The sequence below is a fragment of the Caballeronia sp. LZ033 genome, from assembly GCF_031451265.1.
Classification (GTDB): domain Bacteria; phylum Pseudomonadota; class Gammaproteobacteria; order Burkholderiales; family Burkholderiaceae; genus Caballeronia.
This window is the reverse complement of record NZ_JARUXQ010000001.1, coordinates 162288-179894: the sequence shown is the minus strand read 5'-3', so window position 1 is coordinate 179894 and position 17607 is coordinate 162288. Positions and strand designations below refer to the sequence as shown.

Sequence of the window (17607 nt, the reverse complement as noted above, 5' to 3'; positions counted from 1 at the left end):
CCGGTCTGGTTGGAGTGCGTGCCGGACCGGCCCCCAGTCGCGTCAGTCGTCGAAGGGGTTGATCGCGTCTACGCCCGTTACATCGAAGTCCCGGACGTTACGCGTGACGACGGTGAGGCCATGGAAGATTGCCGTCGCAGCGATGAGCTTGTCCACAGCAGGCTCCGGATGCTGCGAACGAATCTTGCCCCACAGGTCACCGATTTCCTGATCGACCGACAGAAACTCGCCTTCGTATTCGACCAGGACATTCTTCACCCAGGCTTCGATCCTCCCGGCCTGCATAGAGTCGACTCGCCGACGGAGCTGCTCCACGCCACGGCGAAGTTCTCCAACGGTGATAACCGACAGGTGAATGTCACGTTTGTCGATCTCAGCCTGCCGGAAGAACGCGCGAACGCCTTTGTTCGCGCGATGCAGTCGTCCCGTCTCACTGATGACGTTCGTGTCAGCCAGATACATCCGAGTCTCCCCGGCCGGGATGTCTTGCAAAGATGTCGTCTTCGCAGTCGATCTCGGGAAAATTCAAAAGAGCGTTGATAAAGCGCTCATTCAGATCCGGCGGATCCTCCTTGCCCAGAATTTTCCGAGCCAATGCCAGCGCTTCACGCCTGGGCTTCCCGCGCTCGCGAAGCTCTTCAACGTATTCCTTGCTGAGCCAAGACGGCCACTTACCCTTCACAACTTTGAATTCCACTCTATCCATTACTTTCCTCCTTCCGTGGCAACCACGGACGGTTCATTCGGATACCGCGCGAAGATCTCGTCCTCACAATCGATCCCAGGAAAATTTATGAGATGGTCGATGAAGCGCTCGTTCAGATCCGGCGGATCCTCCTTTCCCAGAATTTTCCGAGCCAATGCCAGCGCTTCGCGCTCGGCCTTGACCTCCGCGCGCAACTCCTCGACCCATTCCTTCCTGATGTGAGCCGGCCACTCACTCTGCACAACCTTGAATTCCACTCTATCCATCACCTTCCTCCCCCCAAAGCGGCCCCGGACGCTTCATCTTTCGCGAAATCAATCAGCATGACTAGTCATCCGGACGGCCAGGTTCCGCCCCGTTCATCCCCCGACGCATCCTAGCCGAAGCGCAAGCGCTTCTCACGCGCTATATTCCGAAAATCCAACTCCCCAAGGAAAACTTCGCCCATGAAAACCGTCCTGATCGTCGGCGCTTCCCGCGGCCTCGGCCACGAATTCGCACGCGAGTATTGCCGCGACGGCTGGCGCGTGCTCGCCACCGCCCGCGACAAGGCCGCGCTCTCCGCCCTCGACGCGCTCGGCGCGCAGACCTTCTCCGTCGACGTCACCCAGCCCGAGCAGATCGGCGCCCTGGCGTGGCAGCTCGACGAAGAGCGCATCGATGTCGCGATCCTCGTCTCGGGCGTCTACGGACCGCGCAGCGAAGGCGTCGAGACGATCAGCGCCGACGATTTCGATCAGGTCATGCACACCAACGTCCGCGGCCCGATGCAGTTGATCCCCGTGCTCCTGCCGCTCACCGACGCCGCCCATGGTGTGCTCGCGGTCGTGTCGAGCAAGATGGGCAGCATCGGCGAGGCGAGCGGCACGACCGGCTGGCTTTATCGCGCGAGCAAGACGGCGCTCAATTCGGCGTTGAAGACGGCGTCGCTCGAATCGCGGCACTCGACCTGCATCGCGCTGCATCCCGGCTGGGTGCGTACGGAAATGGGCGGGTCGAGCGCGGCGATCGACGTCGCGCACAGCGTGTCCGGCATGCGCGCCGTGATCGCCGAAGCCGGCGCCATGCGCGATCAGTTCAACGGAACCTTCGTCCAGTACGACGGCACGAAGCTCGAGTGGTGATCAGACAAAATTCGAAGGTAATGAAAGGAAACCCGCTCGTGACCTATCAAGTACACGGCGTCTCGCCGTCCGGCAATTGCCACAAGGTGCGCCTCGCGCTCGAACAACTGGGCCTGCCCTATGTCTGGCATGAAGTCGACATGATGAACGGCGCGACCCGCACCGAGGCCTTTCGCAAGATCAATCCGAACGGCAAGGTGCCGGTGCTCATCATCGACGAACACACGATCCTGTCCGAATCGAACGCCATCCTGTGCTATCTCGCCGATGGCACGCCGCTCCTGCCCGATGACCGTCTGGAACGCGCGCAGGTCTTGCAGTGGATGTTTTTCGAGCAATACAGCCATGAGCCGTATATCGCGGTCGCGCGCTTCATCCTGCAATTCCTGAAGCAGCCCGACGACGCGCGCCTTCCCGACAGGATCGCCGGCTCCTACCGCGCGCTCGACGTGATGGAACAGCATCTCGCGACGCGGACGTTCTTCGTCGGCGAGCGCTACACGGTCGCCGATATCGCGCTCTACGCCTACACGCATGTCGCCGATGAAGCGAACGTAGACCTGTCGCACTATCCGGCCATCCGCGCGTGGCTCGAACGCGTGCGCGCGCAGCCGCGTTACGTTGCGATGCCGGGGGTCGAATGATTGCGCCTGTGGAATGCCCCTGCGGCGGCGCGGCGCCAGATGCTCGACCTAACGCACCAAAGGCGCCCGCGCCGCGTTACGAAACCTGCTGCGGCCGCTTTATCGAACAGGGAGAAAAGCCCGCCACCGCGCTGGAACTAATGCGTTCGCGCTACACCGCCTACGTGCTCGGCAACACGGCTTGGCTGCGCGCCACCTGGGCTGCGTCGACCTGCCCGCCCGACCTCGATGCCTCCGACACCACCCACACCCGCTGGCTCGGCTTGCAGATCCGGCGCCACCAGCAGATCGACGAAGCGCACGCGGAAGTAGAGTTCGTCGCACGCTACAAGACGGGTGGCCGGGCGCATCGTCTTCATGAGGCGAGCCGCTTCGAGCGGAACAGCGCCGGCGACTGGATTTACGTCGACGGCCAGGTTAGTGAAAAGTAAATATGCCTTTAAGAAATGTGCGCCATACCACGGTATTAATTTCCTGATAATCCTTTCAGATTAAACAGTTACGGGGTAACGCTTATTGTGCAGCGCAATTTTGAACAGTTAATCTGTTCAGGTCAGGGCGCAGTCATTCTCGCGCCCGGCGCTCGCAGCGAAGCCCCGTACTGAAGTCCTGTTTTGAAACCATTTGTCATGCCTGTTCAGGGCATGACTCCCGGACACCGCAACCGATACTGCTCAAGCAGAGCAGCGCGACAGGTTTGTGACTTCAAAACGCACGTTGGGGCCAAGCCGTATCAATGTCTCTTTGGAAAGTGCGGTCGGAGTTCACGGATGGCGATCAGAACCTGGTTAGTCGGATGCAGCGTGGTGTGCTCGCTCGCGACGTCGTTCGTCACATCCGGCGCGCGCGCCGAACCCATCGGCGGGGTACGTCAGTCCGAAGGTCTCCAGGCTCCCGCATTTGGCCAGGCGCTTCCGCAGATTCCCGATTCCCTCGATGCCGGCCTTCCCGCCGCCGCGAGCGGCCTGAACGAAGCCGTCATCGAGATCCCCGAAGCCGACATCGCGCTCCAGACCACCGTGTTCAAGCCGGACGGCGCGGGCCCGTTCCCGATGATCGTCTTCAATCACGGCAAGCTTCCCGGCGACTCGCACGCGCAGCCGCGCAACCGGCCGGTCGCGCTGGCCCGTGAATTCGTGCGTCACGGCTATGTCGTGGTCGTGCCGAACCGTCGCGGCTTCGCAGGTTCGGGCGGCGACTACGCGGGTCACGGCTGCGATGTCGAAGCAAACGGCTTCGCGCAGGCCGAGGACGTCGCCGCGACGGTCGCCTACATGAGCGCGCAGTCGTACGTCGACAAGACGCATATCGTCGTGGCGGGCACCTCGCACGGCGGCCTGACGACCATCGCCTACGGCGCGCGCGACGCCATCGCCGCCCCGGGCGTGCGCGGCCTCATCAACTTCTCCGGCGGCCTGCGCCAGGACGAATGCGAAGGCTGGCAGAAAAATCTCGTCAGCGCGTTCGGCGACTACGGCCAGAACGTGCGCCTGCCGTCGCTGTGGCTCTACGGCGACAACGACTCGGTCTGGCAAGGCGATCTGTCGGCGCAGATGTTCACGGCCTTCACGTCGCACGGCGCGCGCGCCAACCTGATCGATTTCGGCAACTACAAGAACGACGCGCATCGTCTGGTCGGCGACCGCGACGGCGTGCAGATCTGGTGGCCGCGCGTGAAGACCTTTCTCACGCAGATCGGCATGCCGACTGCCGTGCAGTACCAGGTGTCGGAGCCGAGCATGCCGAAGGCCAGCGACTTCGCCAACCTCGACTCGGTGCAAGCCGTGCCGTTCATCGACGAAAACGGCCGTGCGGGCTATCGCAATTTCCTGTCGCAGTACTCGAGCCGCGCGTTCGCCGTGTCGGATTCCGGCGCGTGGTCGTGGGCCGAAGGCGGTGACGACCCGATGGCCGTGGCCATTGCCAGCTGCGAACGGCAAAGCGCCGACCCGTGCAAGCTGTACGCGGTGAACAACCGTGTGGTCTGGAACGATCAGCAGGCCCAGACGCAGACCGCATCGCGCTGACGCTTCACCGCTTCTGCTGTCTTTCGAACGCCGGCCTCCGCGCCGGCGTTTTCACATCTTCAGCGCCCGATCGTCCGGTTAGGCGACGAAATCGGCGAAGTTACGGGCCATAGCGTTTTCTTGCATTTCCATTGCGCGCAGGTGCGCGGCCCAAAAACCTTCCGATTACGGAAGGTGGCGGCGCTTTTAGCGATAATTGACGGGCGCAGTTTTCCCCCGCAATTCAACCGCCACGCAGGCGCCCAACGCCTGCGCGACGCATCCGGCCCGCTGCGCGCGCGGGCCCTGGAGCTGTTTTTGACTATCGAAGCCAATCAGGACTGGGTTGCCCGCTCGCTCGCAGCCGTGTGGCATCCGTGCACCCAGATGAAACATCACGAGCGCGTGCCGCTCGTACCGATCGCGCGCGGCAAGGGCGCGTGGCTCTACGATCCGCAGGGCACGCGCTATCTCGATGCGATCAGTTCGTGGTGGGTCAATCTCTTCGGCCACGCGAACGACGACATCAACCGGGCGCTCAAGGAGCAACTCGACACGCTCGAACACGCGATGCTCGCGGGCTGCACGCATGCGCCCGCCATCGAACTGGCCGAGCGTCTTTCGGCACTGACGCAGCACACGCTCGGCCACGCCTTCTTCGCATCGGACGGCGCGTCGGCCGTCGAGATCGCGCTGAAGATGAGCTTTCACGCCTGGCGCAATCGCGGCCGGAGCGAGAAGCGCGAGTTCGCATGTCTGGCGAACAGCTATCACGGCGAAACCATCGGCGCGCTCGGCGTGACCGATGTCGCGCTTTTCAAGGACGCCTACGACCCGCTGGTCCGCCACGCGCATGTGGTGGCGTCGCCGGCGGCGGTCGGCGAAGACGCGGCGCTCGACGCCATGCGCACGCTCTTCGAACAACGCGCGCCGCAGTTGGCGGCGGTGATTGTCGAGCCGCTCGTGCAGTGCGCCGCCGGCATGGCGATGTACGACGCGTCCTATCTCACGCGCCTGCGCGCACTGTGCGACGCGTTCGACGTGCATCTGATCGCCGATGAAATCGCGGTCGGCTGCGGCCGCACCGGCACGTTCTTCGCGTGCGAGCAGGCCGGCATATGGCCGGATTTCATCTGCCTGTCGAAGGGCATCAGCGGCGGTTACCTGCCGCTGTCCATCGTGCTGACCCGCGACGAGATCTACGCCGCCTTCTACGACGACGACGTCACGCGCGGCTTCCTGCATTCGCATTCGTACACGGGCAATCCGCTCGCCTGCCGCGCGGCACTCGCCACGCTCGACCTGTTCGAGCGCGACGCCGTATTGACGGAGAACCGCCGCAAGTCGGCTTTGCTGCGCGAAGCCTTGCAGCCGCTCGCCGCGCATCCGCGCGTGAGCAAACTGCGCGAGCGCGGCACGATCTTCGCGTTCGACGTGAGCACCGACGACCCCACGTTCTCGCGCCGTTTCTTCGCGCAAGGCTTGCAGCGCGAACTGCTGATGCGGCCGATCGGCAAGACGGTCTATCTGATGCCGCCGTACATCCTGAGCGATGACGAACTGCTGCTGCTCGCAAGCCGCACACGCGAGACGCTCGATGCCACGCTGGCCGGAGAGGCCGCATGAAGGACACCTCGCAGGCGCTTTATCACACGCTGAACCAAGGCCTCGCCGACATCGACGCGCGCGGTCTGCGGCGTCGCCGCAAGATCATCGACGGCGCGTGCTCGGCGCATCTGAATGTGGATGGCCGCGACATCATCGGATTTGCGAGCAACGACTATCTCGGTCTCGCCGCGCATGAAGCGCTGCGGGCGGCGCTGGCCGAAGGCGCGGCGCTGTATGGCGCGGGCAGCGGCGGCTCGCACCTGCTCGGCGGCCATTCCCGGGCGCACGCGCGTCTGGAGGACGAGCTTGCCGCGTTCTCGGGCGGCTTCGTCGACAACCCGCGCGCGCTGTACTTCAGCACCGGCTACATGGCCAATCTCGCGATCGTCACCGCGCTCGCCGGACGCGGCACGCTGGTGTTCTCGGACGCGCTGAACCACGCGTCACTCATCGACGGCGTGCGGCTGGCGCGCGCGCAGACGCAGATCTATCCGCACGCCGACATGGAAGCGCTCGACGCCATGCTCGACGCCTCGCGCGACGAAGCCGCGACCCGGCTCATCGTGACCGACACCGTGTTCAGCATGGACGGCGACATCGCCCCGCTCGCGCGTCTCGTCGAGCTGGCGGAACGCTACAGCGCGTGGCTTATCGTCGACGATGCGCACGGCTTCGGCGTGCTCGGCCCGCAAGGGCGCGGCGCGCTCGCCGCACTCGCGCTGCGTTCGCCGCATCTCGTCTATGTCGGCACGCTCGGCAAGGCCGCGGGCGTCTCCGGCGCGTTCGTTGCCGCGCATGAGACGGTGATCGAATGGCTCGTGCAGCGCGCGCGTCCATACATCTTCACGACCGCGTCGCCGCCGGCGGTTGCGCATGCGGTGTCGGCGAGCGTGAAGATCATCGCGGGCGAGGAAGGCGACGCGCGCCGCACGCTTCTCGCCGCGCTCATCGACACCACGCGCGCGATGCTGAAACGCACGCGCTGGCTGCCGGTCGATTCCCATACGGCCGTGCAGCCGCTCGTGATCGGCGGCAACGACGAGACCCTCGACATTGCCGCTGCGCTGGACCGCCAGGGCCTCTGGGTACCCGCGATCCGTCCTCCGACCGTGCCCGCCGGCACCTCGCGCCTGCGCATTTCACTGTCCGCCGCGCACAACGAGGACGATCTCGCGCGCCTCGACCACGCCTTGACCACGCTATGACCGCCTTGTCCTTTTTCGTCGCCGGAACCGATACGGAGATCGGCAAGACACTCGTCTCCGCCGCGTTGCTGCACGGCTTCGCGCGCGCCGGACTGCGCGCCGCCGCGATGAAGCCGATCGCTTCGGGCGCCGTCCTGCGCGACGGCGTGCTGCACAACGAAGACGCCGATCAACTGGACGCAGCCGCGAACGTCGCGTTGCCGAACGAGATCCGCACGCCGTTCATGATGCGCGAGCCGATCGCGCCGCATATCGCCGCCGCGCGCGAAGGCATCGCGCTGGATATCGGGCGCATTGTCGAGGCGCATCGCTTCGCCGTGACGCAGGCGGATGTCGTCGTGGTGGAAGGCGTCGGCGGCTTTCTCGTGCCGCTCGACGACACGCACGACACCGCCGATCTCGCCGTCGCGCTGAATCTGCCGGTGGTGCTCGTCGTCGGCATGCGGCTCGGCTGCATCAGCCATGCGCTGCTGACCGCCGAAGCGATTGCCGCGCGCGGCCTGACGCTCGCCGGCTGGGTCGCGAACGGCGTGGACCCGGACATGCTCTACCCCGACGAGAACATCGCCACACTCGAACAACGCCTGCACGCGCCGCTGCTCGGCGTCATCCCGCATCTCGCGCCGGCAGATGCGAGCCGCGCCGCCGCCGCGCTCGACATCGGCGCCCTGACACACCCGCTTCAACACAAGGATTGATTTCATGACCCAGCACACCGCCACCGAGACGACCGCCACGCTCACTCCGCAACCGCTGCAACGCTGGCGCGTCGCCGATGTCGTCGCGCTGTACGACCTGCCGTTCAACGACCTGCTGTATCGCGCGCAGACCGTGCATCGCGAACACTTCGATCCGAACGCCGTGCAGCTGTCCACGCTGCTGTCGATCAAGACCGGCGGCTGCGAGGAAGACTGCGCCTATTGTCCGCAGTCGGTGCATCACGACACCGGCCTCAAGGCCGAGAAGCTGATGGATGTCGACGAGGTGCTGAAGTCGGCCGAAATCGCCAAGTCCAACGGCGCGACGCGCTTCTGCATGGGCGCCGCGTGGCGCAATCCGAAGGACCGTCACCTCGAACCGATCAAGGACATGATCCGCGGCGTGAAGGCGATGGGCCTCGAAACCTGCGTGACGCTCGGCATGCTGGAAGCGCATCAGGCGCAAGGGCTGCGCGACGCCGGCCTCGACTACTACAACCACAACCTCGATACGTCGCCCGAGTTCTACGGCCAGATCATTTCGACGCGTACCTATCAGGACCGCCTCGATACGCTCGAACACGTGCGCGACGCGGGCATCAACGTGTGCTGCGGCGGTATCGTGGGCATGGGTGAATCGCGCCGCGAACGCGCGGGGCTGATCTCGCAGCTCGCCAACCTGAGCCCGTATCCGGAATCCGTGCCGATCAACAATCTCGTGCAGGTCGCGGGCACGCCGCTCACCGGCACCGAAGCGCTGGATCCGTTCGAGTTCGTGCGCACGATCGCGGTTGCGCGCATCACGATGCCGAAGGCGATGGTGCGCCTCTCCGCCGGCCGCGAACAAATGGACGAAGCCCTGCAGGCGCTGTGCTTCGCAGCAGGCGCGAATTCAATCTTCTACGGCGATCAGTTGCTGACCACGAGCAATCCGCAAGCGGAAGCCGACCGCAAGCTGATCGAGCGGCTGGGCATGCGCGCCCAGCACGCGCAGCATGCCGGCGCGGAGCAGGCGGAACGCGGTTGCGGTCACGAGCCTGCGCACTCGCATGCGCACACGCACGCGAACTGATCAGGCGCGCTCATGAAAATCATCTTCTACGAGCAGAACGCCGATCTCGACGGCTGGCTGGGCGGCCTGCGACGAGAGTTGCCGGACGCGGACCTGCGCGTCTGGACGCCCGGCGACACCGCGCCCGCCGATTACGCAATCGTCTGGCGCGCCCCGCGCGAGCTGTTCGCGAACCGTCCGGACCTGAAGGCGGTGTTCAATCTCGGCGCCGGCGTCGATGCGATCCTCGACGTGGAGCGCCAGCAGCCGGGCACGCTGCCGCCGAATGCGCAGCTCGTGCGCCTGGAAGACACGGGCATGTCGCAGCAGATGATCGAGTACGCGGTCTACTGCGTGCTGCGCTATCTGCGCCGCTTCGACGAATATGATCTGCTGCAGCGCGAAGGGCGCTGGAAGAAGCTGGAGCAGCACGCGCGCGAGTCGTTCACGGTCGGCGTGCTGGGTCTCGGCGTGCTGGGTGCGGAAGTCGCGCGGCGCCTGCTTGCGCTCGGCGTGCCGGTGCGCGGCTACAGTCGTTCGCCCAAGGACATCGCAGGCGTGCAGGTGTACGCGGGACACGAGCAGTTCGACACGTTCCTCGACACCGTACAGGTGCTCATCAACCTGTTGCCGCATACGCCGGACACCGAGGGTATCCTGAACGCTCGCACGTTCGGCAGGCTCGCGCGCGGCGCCTACGTGGTGAACCTGGCGCGCGGCCCGCATCTCGTCGATGCGGATCTGCTCGCCGCGCTCGACAGCGGCCAGATCGCCGCCGCGACGCTCGATGTGTTCCACACCGAACCGCTGCCGCAGGATCATCCGTACTGGACGCATCCGCGCGTGTCGGTCACGCCGCACATTGCGGCGGAAACGCTGCAGAAGGAGAGCATCGTGCAGATCGCCGGCAAGATCCGGGCGCTGGCACGCGGCGAACCGATCAGCGGCATCGTCGATATCGGGCGCGGATATTAAGACCGGGGCGCGGACCGGCCGAACAGACCGCGCCCACCCCTCTTGCCCGGGCGATGATCACGTAGCGGCGAGAGCCGCCTCCTTCACCGTGAAGAACCGCTCGCCCAGCAAATAGCACGTATAGACATCAATCAGGCGCGCGTAGTCCGCCGTCAGATCGATGTCGAATTGCGCGAGCAAGGCGATCGTGCCGGCCTGCTCAACCGGCGTGTCGTGCCAGGACAGGTCGCCGGTGTAGAACTCGCGCAGCAGCGCGAGGCCACTCGACGCATCCTGCCCCGCAAGACGCAGTTGCCACTCGCCGGGTGCTTCCGCCTTCGCGACGAGCCCGAGTTTGCTCAACGCGTCGAACCATTCACGCTGTCCGATCCGCGCCGGGTTCTGCAGGTTCGCGACGTGCAATCCGGCACGCGGATGGAGCGCAAGCGCGCCAAGCGCTCGCGCGAGCACGTCGACGGGTGTCATCTCGATCGTCTGTCCGTTGTCCGGGTACGCGCCGAATTGCACACAGCTCTGGTTGAACAGCCAGAAGTGATCGTTACGATAGTTGCTGTAGCCGCTCTTGCTGTGGCCGGTGACGTTGCCGATGCGAGCGATGGTCACCGGCAGCCCGCTGCGCGGGCATAGGCGGCGACACGCTGCTCGCTGACCCATTTGCCCAGCAGATAGCCATTGTCGGAGGCCGGCCGCTCCGTGCCGACCTGTTCCTCCGCACTCGCTACGCCTTCGAGCATCAGCGGCACCGACATGGTCGAGACGAAGCAGAACGGTTTGCGGCGTGTGGTCACGGCCAGGCGCAACAGGTTTTCCGTGCTGTCGACATTCGCCGCCTTCAGGCTGCTGTAGCCAAGCAGATGGTGCACGTGCGCGCCACAATGCCACACGGCATCGCCTTCGCCCGCAAGACGGTGTCAGTCCGCGTCGGAAAGGCCGGCCTGGGGCAGCGTCAGATCCGCCTGCACGACCTCCATGTGCGTGAAGTCGATCGCGAGTCCCGCGGTGCGCGCTTCGCGCTCGAGCCGCGCATGCCCCGCACGAGCCGTGTCACAGCGTTGCAGGCAGAACACCCGGTCGAGCTGACGCGTCAGTTCACTCAGCAAATGAATGCCGACAAAACCGCTCGCGCCGGTCACGATCACGTTGCGTATCGACTTCGCGCCCGCTTCGCGATGAGTACCGACGTCCGGAGCAACCGGAGCAGCAGCATCGGCGACGGCCCGCGCGATGTCGTCCCGCGCTGCGCCTGCCACGAGCCCCGAGATCGTCGGCGACCGGTAGAACGCGGACATCTGGAATGCAAGTCCGGTACGGGCAAGCACCCGGGCCTGCATGCGTGTAGCGAGCAGCGAATTCCCGCCGGCGTGGAAGAAATGGTCATCGCGACCGACTGTGTCGATCTGCAGAAGCCAAGGCTTGCTGATCGAGACTGAGTCTTGCATCGACCGGCTCATCCGAAAACGCTTGGGATAAAGCGCGAAAGAGCGGCTGCAGCGAAAAGCGGTCGAGCAGGCCCGGATGACAGACGAACACCAGGAAGCTTGCTGTCTGGCCACGCAACAACGTCATTGCCCACGGCGCGCCTGTGTCGATCCGCAAGGGACGGTCGCCGAGCATGCTGATCGTCGATATCACGCCCAACTCGTCGGCAACGTCGAGATCGATGACTTCCAGCTTGTTGAGCCCGTACTCGTGCACCTGATACCGTGGTCCGTCCTCGCTGTCGACGACGCGCCAGCGCAAGGCCTGGCATTGTTCGGCGACCCGTGTCAGCGCGCGCGAGACGTTCGCTGTCGGGCACGCCTGGCAATCAAAACACCGCGCGCCGACCAGAGGCCGGGACGGCATGCCTGACGGCCCGCGCCTGAGTTTCGGTGAGTGGAAGCAAGTCGAATCTCATTGAGCTGCCTCATCTTCGGGTCGCGTAAAAGCGAAGTGAAAGCCTCGAGAACAGACCGGACACGGTATGTACCGTCGATACGTTTCACTTCGGAGGCCGGATTTTGTTTAAGCCCTCTGCCGAGCGACCCCGTGGCGGGACGAATTTGCACAATGCGATTGACTTCGCTCAGGTTTATCGCAGTCTCGGCGTTCGCGGCTGCCGTGAGCGTCCACATCGCCGCATGCATGCGAGTGCATTGCAGGCGACGTGCTTGCCAACGGCGGTCACTGCCCGAGTCCTTGAATTGCTGCCAAAAAAGTCTTCTCTGGCAATCGCGGCGAGTAAACCGGAAAATGGCGGCATCATGATTCGGCAAGCGCCACGCGCCACAATCCTCTTCAGGAGACAAGCATGATTCCAGCCAAAGTGAAGATCGTCGAAGTCGGGCCGCGCGACGGCCTGCAGAACGAGAAAGAGTTCGTGCCCACCGAGACCAAGATCGAACTCGTCAACCGGCTCGCGCGGGCGGGCATCGTGAATGTCGAGGCCACCTCGTTCGTGTCGCCCAAATGGGTGCCGCAGATGGCCGATGCCAACGCCGTCATGTCCGGCATCGAGCGTCGTCCGGGCACGATCTACTCCGTGCTCACGCCGAACATGCGCGGCTTCGAAGGCGCGCTCGAAGCGCAAGCCGACGAAATCGTGATCTTCGGCGCGGCCAGCGAAGCCTTCTCGCAGAAAAACATCAATTGCAGCATCGCGGAGAGCGTCGCGCGCTTCGAACCGGTCGCGCTGGCCGCGAAGGAAGCGGGCATCCGTCTGCGCGGCAGCGTCTCGTGCGCACTCGGCTGTCCGTATCAGGGCGAAGTGAGCGTCGCGTCCGTGTTGGATGTGGTCGAACGCTTCAAGGCGCTCGGCTGCGACGAAATCGATATCGCCGATACCATCGGCGTCGGCACGCCGAAGCGCACGCGCGAAGTAATGGCGGCGGCATCGAAGGCATTTCCGCGCGAGCGCTTGTCCGGCCATTTTCACGATACCTACGGTCAGGCCGTCGGCAATGTCTATGCGTCGCTGCTCGAAGGCATCGAGATCTTTCACGCGTCGGTAGCGGGATTGGGCGGCTGTCCGTACGCGAAGGGCGCGACGGGCAACGTCGCGACGGAAGATGTCGTGTATCTGCTGAACGGCCTGGGCATCGAGACGGGCATCGACCTCGATGAACTCATCGAGATCGGTGACTTCATTTCGCGCGCGATCGGCAAGACCAGTTCTTCGCGCGCGGGCCGCGCGCTCCTCACCAGGAAACGCGACGGCGCCGCAGCCTGTGTCTGACCTCCGGAAAACCCCAATGATCGATCAATTGCCTGAATCCGCGCGCCGCGTCGCGCTGTTACTCAAGGAACGCGGCCATCCGCATGATGTCGTGATGCTGCCCGAGACCGGCAAGACCTCGGCCGAAGCGGCGGCCGGGCTCGGCTGCTCGGTCGCGCAGATCGCCAAGTCGATTCTGTTTCGCCGGCGCAAGGACGATGCGCCCGTGCTGGTGATCGCGAGCGGCGCGAATCGCGTCGATGAAGCGAAAGTGGCCGCGCGCGTGGGCGAACTGGCGCGTGCGGACGCGAAGTTCGTGCGCGAGAAGACCGGCTACGCGATCGGCGGCGTCTGTCCGATCGGCCATGCGGTCGAGCCGGTCACGCTGATCGACGCCGACCTGCTCGCGCTCGACAGCCTGTGGGCCGCGGCCGGTCATCCGCATGCGGTGTTCAATCTGTCGCCGCAGGAACTGATCGAGCTGACCGGCGCGCCGGTGGCCGACGTCGCCCTGCGCGAAACCGCGGAATCATGAGCGACGTGGCGTCGCCGTGCGTGGACGTCTGCCGCATGAATCCGGAAACGGGTTTCTGCGAAGGCTGCCTGCGCACCATCGACGAGATCGCCGCCTGGGCATCGTGCGGCGACAGCGAGAAACGCGCGGTGCTGGCGCGCGTGGAGAGCCGTCGCCAGGGTGCGCGTGTCGTGACGATCGGCGCATCGTTCGAAGCGACGCTTACGCTGCCGCCCAACTCCATCCGGCAGTTCGCCACGCTCGTCAACGACACGAACCCGCTGCATCACGACGACGCCTACGCGCGCGCCAGCCGTTTCGGCTCGCTGATCGCGTCGGGTACGCAGCCGACCGCGCATCTGATGGCGTTGATCGCCGCGCATTTCTCGACCTTCGCGCAGCCGCTCGGCCTCGAGTTCGGCATCCGTCTCAGGCGCGCGGTGAAAGCGAACGACACGCTGACGATGCGCTGGCAAGTCATCGACGCGAAATGGAAAGCCAGCCTCAACGGCGACCTGGTGAAGCTCGAAGGCAGTGCGCGCAATCAGTCCGGCGAGACGGTCATCGAGGCGACCGCGACCATCGTCGTGATGCCGCTGGAGCGCACGACATGAATCCATTGCCGCAGCCGCTGCGTGAAGTCATGACGGTGTTCGAACGGGGCTGGCTCTCGTCGAACAACGTGCTGTTCGCGAGCGCCGAAGGCACGGCCGTCGTCGACACCGGCTATGCCGCGCACGCGCCGCAGACGCTCGCCCTGGTGCAGCAGACACTGGGCGCGCGTCCGCTCGACCTGATCGTCAACACACATCTTCATTCCGATCACTGCGGCGGCAACGCGCTGCTGCAACGGATCTACGCGTGCGACACGCTGGTGCCCGCCGGCGACGCGCAGGCCGTGCGCGCCTGGGACGAAGAGGCGCTGTCCTTTCGCGCGACCGGCCAGCACTGCGAGCGCTTCGCCCTGAGCGGCACGCTCGCGCAGGGCGCGACGCTCGAACTTGGCGGCTTCGCGTGGAACGCGCTCGGCGCGCCGGGTCACGATCCGCATTCGCTGATGCTGTATTGCCCGGAAATGCGCGTGCTGATCAGCGCCGACGCGTTGTGGGAAAACGGCTTCGGGGTGATCTTTCCGGAACTGGAAGGCGAGAGCGGTTTCGTGGAAGCGCGCGCGGTGCTGGATCTGATCGCCACGCTCGATATCGATGTCGTGATTCCGGGCCATGGCGCGCCGTTCACCGACGTCGCCCGCGCACTCGACACCGCCGTGTCGCGGCTCGACTATCTGCAAGCCGACCCGGCCCGCAACGCGAAGAACGCGCTCAAGGTGCTGATCGTGTTCCGGCTGATGGAAGTCCGCACGATGACGCTCGACGCCATCGTCGCGATGACCGCGGAGGCCCGCGCGATGCGCGCCGCCGCCGAAGCGCTCGCGCCTGCCGCGCAACAGCGGGCGTTGCTGGAGAAGATCGTCGGGGAACTGGCGCGCAGCGGTGCGGTGAAGGTGAGCGGCGAGTGTGTGTCGGCGGCCTGAACAGGCGCATTGCCAGGACCACGCGCTCAAAAAGAAAGCCGCTTGTCAGCTACGGCAAGCGGCGGAATCATAGGGACGTGATCAACGTCCAGCGTATCGTAGCGCGACACATTTTCACGTGCATCGGTGCTTTCCCTACAGAACATTTTCGCTCACCTGACCCCGTGTAAGACGATGTTCCGTTGCGCGGTTCAGGCGGATTCGGCGGCAAAGAACGCGAGCATTTCGGCGAGCAAGGCGTCCGGCTGTTCCTCGGGAATATAGTGCCCGCACGGCAATGCGCGGCCGCTCACGTCGCGCGCGACGCGCCGCCACTCGGCAAGCGCATCGAAGCATTGCGCGATCACGCCTTCCTGCCCCCACAGCACGCGCAACGGACAGCCGATCTTCAGGCCGCGCTCGAGATCGGCGCGATCGTGTTCGAGGTCGATGCCCGCCGACGCGCGATAGTCCTCGCACATGCCGAAGATCGCGCCCGGCGATTTCAGCGCGTCGCGATACGCCTGCAGCGCATGCGGCGCGAACGGCGCGAGGCCTGCGTGACGGTTGCCCATCACGCGCTCGATATAGGCGTCGGGATTGCCGCCGATCAGCAGTTCCGGCAACGGCGCCGGCTGAATCAGGAAGAACCAGTGGAAGTACGCGGTCGCGAAGGCGCGATCAGTGGCTTCATACATGGCGAGCGTCGGCGCGATGTCCAGCAGCATCAGCCGGTCCACCGCGTCGGGAAAATCCAGGGCCATGCGATGAGCGACCCGCGCGCCGCGATCGTGCGCGCACACCAGGAAACGTTCGAAGCCGAAATGGCGCATTACCGCGACCTGATCGGCGGCCATCGCGCGCTTCGAATAGGGGGTGTGCCGCGCGTCGCTGGGCGGCTTGCCCGATGCGCCGTAACCGCGCAGATCGGTGGCGATCACCGTGAAATGGCGAGCCAGTTCATCGGCACATCGATGCCAGATCTCGTGAGTTTGCGGATGTCCATGCAACAGCAGCAGCGGAGGACCGTCGCCGCCCTTCATTCCGACGATATCGACGTCTCCTGCAGCAACGCTGAACGTTTCGTAGTCTGCGAAAGACATGGTTGTTATGGGCTCGTGGCGTTGCGGAACATTGTAGGCGCGGGGCTTCCGTGACTGATGGCGGCAGCGCCATGAAACCGCAAAACCGAAGACTTCTTCGGGAACGCCCCGAGTGGTCACGCAGCCTGTTTCATTTACAATCGAACGACCGTTCGCGGCACGCGATCGTGCGTGCCGCAACGCGACCCTTGCTCGTAAAATCACTCAACACCGCTCGCGCCCCTTTCTGGAGACTCGTGCCATGGCCCTGCCCGCCATCCTGCAGCACCTTGCCTTGCCGGTCGTCGGTTCGCCCATGTTCATCGTCAGTTATCCGGAACTGGTGCTGGCGCAGTGCAAGGCAGGCATCGTCGGATCGTTCCCGGCGCTCAATGCCCGCCCCGCCGAAATGCTCGATGAATGGCTCACGCAGATCCAGGCGTCGCTCGCCGAGCACAAGGCAGCCCATCCCGACGCGGTCATCGGGCCGGTTGCGGTGAACCAGATCGTTCACCAGTCGAATGCACGGCTCGAACAGGACGTGCGCGTATGCGTCGAGCACAAGGTGCCGATCTTCATCACGAGCCTGCGCGCGCCGGTCAAGGAAATGATTGACGCCGTGCACTCGTATGGCGGCATCGTCCTGCATGACGTCATCAATATCAGGCACGCGCAGAAGGCGCTCGAAGCCGGCGTCGACGGGCTGATCCTCGTCGCGGCCGGCGCGGGCGGACACGCGGGCACGACCTCTCCCTTTGCGCTCGTCGGCGAAGTGCGGCGCATGTTCGACGGTCCCATCGTGCTGTCGGGCGCCATTGCCAACGGCGGCTCGATTCTGGCGGCGCAGGCCATGGGCGCCGATCTCGCGTACATGGGCACGCGCTTCATCGCCACGCAGGAGGCGCATGCGCAGGAAAGCTACAAGCGCGCGATCGTCGAGGCGAATGCCGCCGACATCATCTACACCAATCTCTTCACCGGCGTACACGGCAACTACATTCGCGAGAGCATCGTCAACGCGGGCCTGGACCCCGACGCGCTGCCCGTCTCCGACAAGACCGCGATGAATTTCGCCGATCCCAAGGCGAAGGCGTGGAAGGACATCTGGGGCGCGGGACAGGGAGTCGGACTGATGAGCGACGTGCCGAGCGTCGCGGAACTCGTCGCCCGGCTGAAGAGCGAATACGACGACGCGAAAGCGCGGCTGGCGATCGGCTGAGTTTCGCTTTCCGGTTTCGATCGCCGGCTGCTGAAAACAAAACACCGCGCACGAGGCGCGGTGTTTCGT

At 64.9% G+C, this 17607-nt stretch carries 22 protein-coding genes; 14 read left to right on the top strand and 8 right to left on the bottom strand.

Annotated features, from left to right (window positions below; all coding sequences use genetic code 11):
* Positions 1–42 precede the first annotated feature (42 nt).
* The 3 genes from QCE62_RS00880 to QCE62_RS00870 are packed head-to-tail and all read right to left on the bottom strand — an operon-like array spanning position 43 to position 972.
* A complete protein-coding gene (locus QCE62_RS00880; RefSeq protein ID WP_309913244.1) occupies positions 43–462 on the bottom strand; it encodes a type II toxin-antitoxin system VapC family toxin in 420 nt (139 codons plus the stop codon).
* Positions 449–706 (bottom strand): hypothetical protein, encoded by a 258-nt coding sequence (locus tag QCE62_RS00875; RefSeq protein ID WP_309913241.1) that lies wholly within the window; start codon positions 704–706, stop codon positions 449–451. The genes QCE62_RS00880 and QCE62_RS00875 overlap by 14 nt, the downstream gene beginning before the upstream one ends.
* A complete protein-coding gene (locus tag QCE62_RS00870) occupies positions 706–972 on the bottom strand; it encodes a hypothetical protein (RefSeq protein WP_309913237.1) in 267 nt (88 codons plus the stop codon). Before QCE62_RS00870 ends, QCE62_RS00875 begins: the two co-directional genes overlap by 1 nt.
* 180 nt (positions 973–1152) lie before the next feature.
* Between QCE62_RS00870 and QCE62_RS00865 the strand changes: the two genes are divergently transcribed.
* The 9 genes from QCE62_RS00865 to QCE62_RS00825 all read left to right on the top strand — a co-directional run bounded on the left by QCE62_RS00865 (position 1153) and on the right by QCE62_RS00825 (position 10017).
* Positions 1153–1830 carry an SDR family oxidoreductase gene (locus tag QCE62_RS00865; RefSeq protein WP_309913235.1) on the top strand — a complete coding sequence of 226 codons (678 nt, stop codon included), beginning with the start codon at positions 1153–1155 and terminating at the stop codon, positions 1828–1830.
* A 38-nt stretch (positions 1831–1868) separates the two neighbouring features.
* Entirely contained in the window at positions 1869–2474 is a 606-nt protein-coding gene (locus QCE62_RS00860) for a glutathione S-transferase family protein (RefSeq protein ID WP_309913232.1), read from the top strand.
* Positions 2471–2905 (top strand): YchJ family protein, encoded by a 435-nt coding sequence (locus QCE62_RS00855; protein WP_309913229.1) that lies wholly within the window; start codon positions 2471–2473, stop codon positions 2903–2905. The genes QCE62_RS00860 and QCE62_RS00855 overlap by 4 nt, the downstream gene beginning before the upstream one ends.
* 339 nt (positions 2906–3244) lie before the next feature.
* The gene (locus tag QCE62_RS00850; protein ID WP_309913227.1) at positions 3245–4501 is read left to right on the top strand and encodes a prolyl oligopeptidase family serine peptidase; all 1257 of its coding nucleotides are present in this window, start codon (positions 3245–3247) and stop codon (positions 4499–4501) included.
* Positions 4502–4798: 297 nt separating this feature from the next.
* Positions 4799–6106, top strand: a complete 1308-nt coding sequence (locus QCE62_RS00845) for an adenosylmethionine--8-amino-7-oxononanoate transaminase (RefSeq protein WP_309913225.1) — start codon at positions 4799–4801, stop codon at positions 6104–6106.
* On the top strand, positions 6103–7293 hold the full coding sequence (gene bioF / locus QCE62_RS00840) for an 8-amino-7-oxononanoate synthase (protein WP_309913222.1): 1191 nt from the start codon (positions 6103–6105) through the stop codon (positions 7291–7293). Before QCE62_RS00845 ends, bioF begins: the two co-directional genes overlap by 4 nt.
* Positions 7290–7991, top strand: a complete 702-nt coding sequence (gene bioD, locus QCE62_RS00835) for a dethiobiotin synthase (protein WP_309913218.1) — start codon at positions 7290–7292, stop codon at positions 7989–7991. Before bioF ends, bioD begins: the two co-directional genes overlap by 4 nt.
* A 4-nt stretch (positions 7992–7995) precedes the next feature.
* The gene (gene bioB / locus QCE62_RS00830; RefSeq protein ID WP_309913215.1) at positions 7996–9063 is read left to right on the top strand and encodes a biotin synthase BioB; all 1068 of its coding nucleotides are present in this window, start codon (positions 7996–7998) and stop codon (positions 9061–9063) included.
* Positions 9064–9075: 12 nt separating this feature from the next.
* Positions 9076–10017, top strand: a complete 942-nt coding sequence (locus tag QCE62_RS00825) for a glyoxylate/hydroxypyruvate reductase A (protein ID WP_309913212.1) — start codon at positions 9076–9078, stop codon at positions 10015–10017.
* Between the two features lie 57 nt (positions 10018–10074).
* Here the strand turns inward: QCE62_RS00825 and QCE62_RS00820 are convergent, their stop codons facing one another.
* From QCE62_RS00820 to QCE62_RS00805, 4 genes are read right to left on the bottom strand one after another with little or no spacing between them, the layout of a single operon-like run.
* A complete protein-coding gene (locus QCE62_RS00820) occupies positions 10075–10620 on the bottom strand; it encodes an SDR family oxidoreductase (RefSeq protein ID WP_309913209.1) in 546 nt (181 codons plus the stop codon).
* Positions 10617–10901: an SDR family oxidoreductase gene (locus tag QCE62_RS00815; protein ID WP_309913207.1), complete on the bottom strand. Its 285-nt coding sequence runs from the start codon at positions 10899–10901 to the stop codon at positions 10617–10619. The genes QCE62_RS00820 and QCE62_RS00815 overlap by 4 nt, the downstream gene beginning before the upstream one ends.
* A gap of 27 nt (positions 10902–10928) precedes the next feature.
* Positions 10929–11456, bottom strand: coding sequence for an SDR family oxidoreductase (locus QCE62_RS00810; protein ID WP_309913205.1), 528 nt, complete (start codon positions 11454–11456; stop codon positions 10929–10931).
* On the bottom strand, positions 11392–11862 hold the full coding sequence (locus QCE62_RS00805; protein ID WP_309913202.1) for a hypothetical protein: 471 nt from the start codon (positions 11860–11862) through the stop codon (positions 11392–11394). The genes QCE62_RS00810 and QCE62_RS00805 overlap by 65 nt, the downstream gene beginning before the upstream one ends.
* A gap of 445 nt (positions 11863–12307) precedes the next feature.
* On the opposite strand from QCE62_RS00805, the gene QCE62_RS00800 reads away from it, so the two are divergent.
* Genes QCE62_RS00800 through QCE62_RS00785 form a run of 4 tightly spaced genes read left to right on the top strand, consistent with a single transcriptional unit; the run spans position 12308 to position 15258 of the window.
* Complete coding sequence (locus QCE62_RS00800; RefSeq protein ID WP_309913199.1) at positions 12308–13231, top strand: hydroxymethylglutaryl-CoA lyase; 924 nt, start codon at positions 12308–12310, stop codon at positions 13229–13231.
* Between the two features lie 16 nt (positions 13232–13247).
* Positions 13248–13745: a YbaK/EbsC family protein gene (locus QCE62_RS00795; protein ID WP_309806979.1), complete on the top strand. Its 498-nt coding sequence runs from the start codon at positions 13248–13250 to the stop codon at positions 13743–13745.
* Positions 13746–13780: 35 nt separating this feature from the next.
* Entirely contained in the window at positions 13781–14338 is a 558-nt protein-coding gene (locus tag QCE62_RS00790) for a MaoC family dehydratase N-terminal domain-containing protein (protein ID WP_309919519.1), read from the top strand.
* The gene (locus QCE62_RS00785; protein WP_309913196.1) at positions 14335–15258 is read left to right on the top strand and encodes an MBL fold metallo-hydrolase; all 924 of its coding nucleotides are present in this window, start codon (positions 14335–14337) and stop codon (positions 15256–15258) included. Before QCE62_RS00790 ends, QCE62_RS00785 begins: the two co-directional genes overlap by 4 nt.
* Positions 15259–15449: 191 nt before the next feature.
* Here QCE62_RS00785 and QCE62_RS00780 read toward each other — a convergent pair whose 3' ends face one another.
* The gene (locus QCE62_RS00780) at positions 15450–16340 is read right to left on the bottom strand and encodes an alpha/beta hydrolase (protein ID WP_309913193.1); all 891 of its coding nucleotides are present in this window, start codon (positions 16338–16340) and stop codon (positions 15450–15452) included.
* 241 nt (positions 16341–16581) lie between these two features.
* Here QCE62_RS00780 and QCE62_RS00775 point away from each other — a divergent pair, with 241 nt between their 5' ends.
* On the top strand, positions 16582–17538 hold the full coding sequence (locus tag QCE62_RS00775; protein WP_309806975.1) for a nitronate monooxygenase family protein: 957 nt from the start codon (positions 16582–16584) through the stop codon (positions 17536–17538).
* Positions 17539–17607: the final 69 nt, after the last annotated feature.